General features: G+C 41.0%; 4 protein-coding genes. 3 read left to right on the forward strand and 1 reads right to left on the reverse strand.

The window, feature by feature from the left end; translation table 11 throughout:
• Positions 1-454 (forward strand): ABC transporter ATP-binding protein (locus tag CVN76_RS10835; RefSeq protein ID WP_157805637.1); only part of this gene is annotated, 454 nt, incomplete at its 5' end.
• A gap of 29 nt (positions 455-483) precedes the next feature.
• Positions 484-1,314, forward strand: coding sequence for an ABC transporter permease (locus CVN76_RS10840; RefSeq protein WP_100530084.1), 831 nt, complete (start codon positions 484-486; stop codon positions 1,312-1,314).
• A 46-nt stretch (positions 1,315-1,360) separates the two neighbouring features.
• Here CVN76_RS10840 and CVN76_RS10845 read toward each other — a convergent pair whose 3' ends face one another.
• Positions 1,361-2,587, reverse strand: coding sequence for an ATP-binding protein (locus tag CVN76_RS10845; protein WP_100531251.1), 1,227 nt, complete (start codon positions 2,585-2,587; stop codon positions 1,361-1,363).
• A 297-nt stretch (positions 2,588-2,884) separates the two neighbouring features.
• On the opposite strand from CVN76_RS10845, the gene CVN76_RS10850 reads away from it, so the two are divergent.
• Positions 2,885-3,305, forward strand: a 421-nt coding sequence (locus tag CVN76_RS10850; RefSeq protein WP_269800033.1) for a glycerophosphodiester phosphodiesterase family protein, incomplete at its 3' end; no start/stop codon positions are given.

The following is a 3,305-nucleotide window of genomic DNA, read 5'->3' on the forward strand; positions in this document are numbered from 1 at the left end:
AAATCCGGATATACGCAAAGGGGTGGACGATTTGATATCGCTTGTTAAGCTTAAAGGATTTGAAAGGGTATATCCGCGTCAATTGTCCGGCGGGATGTCGCAGCGTGTTGCCATTGCCAGGGCGCTGTTGCGTAATCCTGAAGTTTTGTTGCTGGATGAGCCCTTCGGTGCATTGGATGCATTCACCCGAACACATCTTCAGGAAGCTTTACTTGAAATATGGGAAAGGAACAAGACAACGATGGTGCTCGTCACCCACGATATTGATGAATCGCTTTTTTTATCGAATAAAGTGGTCGTCATGGATGCCAAGCCCGGAAGGATCAAGGCAATCGTTCCCATTGATTTACCATATCCAAGAACGAGGACAAGCAAGTCTTTTCAGGAATTGAGATCCCATATCCTAAACCTGCTGGACCATCAGCCTCAGGATAGGGAAGATTGGAGTATTTGATTGATTTTTGAAAAAAGAAGGAAAGGATGATGAAAATGTCTTCACAAACCATTGCTCAAAACAAGCAGCTTATCATGAGGGAAAGGAAAAAACAATCAAAAATCGCCAAATCTGCATTGCGTGGCTTTTTCCTGCCCTCAATAGTATTGATTGCCTGGCAGGCATTGGGTTCAGCCGGAATCATGCCGGCCCAATTATTCTCATCACCATCCTTGATCGTCACGGCTTTCATAGATCTCGTCCGATCAGGGGAAATGGCCGGCCATTTGCAAATCAGTTTAACTCGGGCGATTCTTGGCTTTGCATTAGGCGGTTTTTTAGGGATGTTGATCGGTGTCATCGTAGGCATGCAAAAAAAATCCGAGGAATATTTAAACCCAAGCATCCAAATGTTACGAACGGTTCCTTTACTAGCGATAACACCTTTATTCATCATGTGGTTCGGATTTGGTGAACTATCCAAGGTGCTGCTTATTGCATTAGGCGCTTTTTTCCCATTATATTTACAAACATTTTTGGGTTTGCGGAATGTGGATAAAAAGCTATATGATGTGGCAAGAATCCTGGAGTATAGCCCTTTGGAACAAATAACGAAGCTCATGATCCCGGCAGCCTTGCCCAATATATTGCTTGGGATTCGCTTAGCATTAAGTTCCGCATGGATGTGCTTGGTGGTCGCTGAATTGCTGGGAGCAGATAGGGGAGTGGGCTTCATGATCCAGGATGCCCGTTCATTCATGCAAACGGACATCGTATTCGTCGGCATCATCATTTTTGCCTTGGCTGGTAAAATCTCAGACTCATTTGTTCGCTTTTTGGAAAATCATTTGCTCAAATGGCAAGATAGCTTCAAAGCATAAAGGAAAAGGATGACCACCGGCAATGGGGGTCATCCTTATTTTATGTTTATTTGGTTTCTTTATAAAAAGGCAAATGAATCGTGAAGGATGTCCCTTTGTTCAATTCGCTGTGGACGACGATTTTTCCTTTGTATTTTTGAACGATGGAATAACAAACGGTCAACCCGATGCCTGTTCCCCTATCTTTCAGCGAATAAAACGGAGTTCCTAGAGCTTCGAGCTGATCTTTGGAAAGGCCGATGCCTGTATCCGTTATTCGTATTTTGGCCATATGGCGTTCCTGCTCGGTTTCGACATTGATGAAACCAGCATCGTTCATCGATTCAATTCCGTTTTTCATGATATTGACGAGTATTTGTTTAAGCTCGATTGGATTCATATTCAATTGTAGGTCACTGCGGAAATCAAGGTGGAAGCCTATATTGCGATTATTGGCAAAGCTGGTCAATAGATCGGAAACCTTCTGGATTTCATCATTTAAGCCAATGACCTGTATATCACCCGTATGCGGCTTTGCCAAGGATAAATAGTCATTGATGATTACCTGTGTATATTCAAGTTCAGTAAGCATGGTTTGTACATAAAATTTTTCCGTTTCATTCAGTTCTTTCTCTTGATCTAATAGTTGGGCAAACCCTTTCACGACTGTAATGGGATTCCGGATCTCATGCGCAATGGTCGCAGCAAGCTGACCAACCGAACTCAATTGCTTGGCTTGCTGAATTTCCTTCTGGAAGGCATTTGTCGATTCCATCCGATTATGGGTTCCAATGAATACAAATACCAATATGATTTGGATGGCAATGAAATTCAATATGTTTCCAAAGCTATCCAAGGAGACATATTCATAAGTGTTTTGAAGATCTGTATTCGAAATGATAAGGATGGAAGCAGGACCTAATATGATATTTAACGTCGCGACAATATAAAACCCGATTTTATCGAAGAGAAAGATCGGGATCAAGGGCGCTAATGCAAATAATGCCAGCATGATTGCGGTATCAGGAAATACCCAGAATTTACTATATAAATAAACAGTGATTAAGGAAATGAATAATCTTTTATAGAAGCTGCCTTCTGATTTAATGAAAAATAGCAAAGATATGATCATTCCAGATATGAGGATGACCTGAAAAGTCATTTCATAAGGATTTTCCTTCCAACTGATTGGTGATACGGAAATGCCTACCAATAGTAAAAAGGATATCATGCCCATAAATGCCCTCATGATCAATCGTTGTTTGTTTTGGTAATATTGATAGTTTTTTAACATAATTCCCCTTAAGATTAATGTTCTGTTTGTTTAATAGTAAGCTGATACGTGTTTTTTGTAAATCGCTTAATGTTGAAAATTTCCATAAAATGTTGATTTGCGCCCTCCTAATGCCCAGTAGGTCATTATATTCATTTTACCTATTATAGAGTTTCTTTACACGATAACTGCTGCAGCTTCACATTTCCCTTTTAAACTGATGGTAAAGATGGAAGGGAGAGAGAGAAAGTGAAAAAGAGCATAAAGAAAGCAGGGTTAAGCATGATAGGTGCGGCCTTTATATTGCAGGCTGTTTCTATGAGTGCCTCGGCCGCACATGAAAATCATTCGAATTCACCTATTTATGAGGACAAAATTGTGAATATTGCACATCGCGGGGCATCCGGTTACGCACCTGAACATACGATTCCCGCCTATCAATTAGGAGAAAGGATGAAGGGTGATTACATAGAAATCGATCTCCAGATGACAAAGGATGGAAGATTGATAGCAATGCATGATGAAAGTGTCGATCGCACGACGGATGGCACTGGCCTTGTGAAAGATTTAACGCTGACCGAAATCAAAAAACTGGATGCCGGTACGTGGTTCAATGAAAAAAATCCACAAATGGCAAAAAAGAAATATGAAGGGTTAGTCGTTCCCACCTTGGAAGAAGTCTTTAAGAAATTCGGCAGGGAGGCCAATTACTATATAGAAACAAAGTCCCCTGAAGTAT

The sequence above is a fragment of the Bacillus sp. mrc49 genome (genome assembly GCF_002803435.1).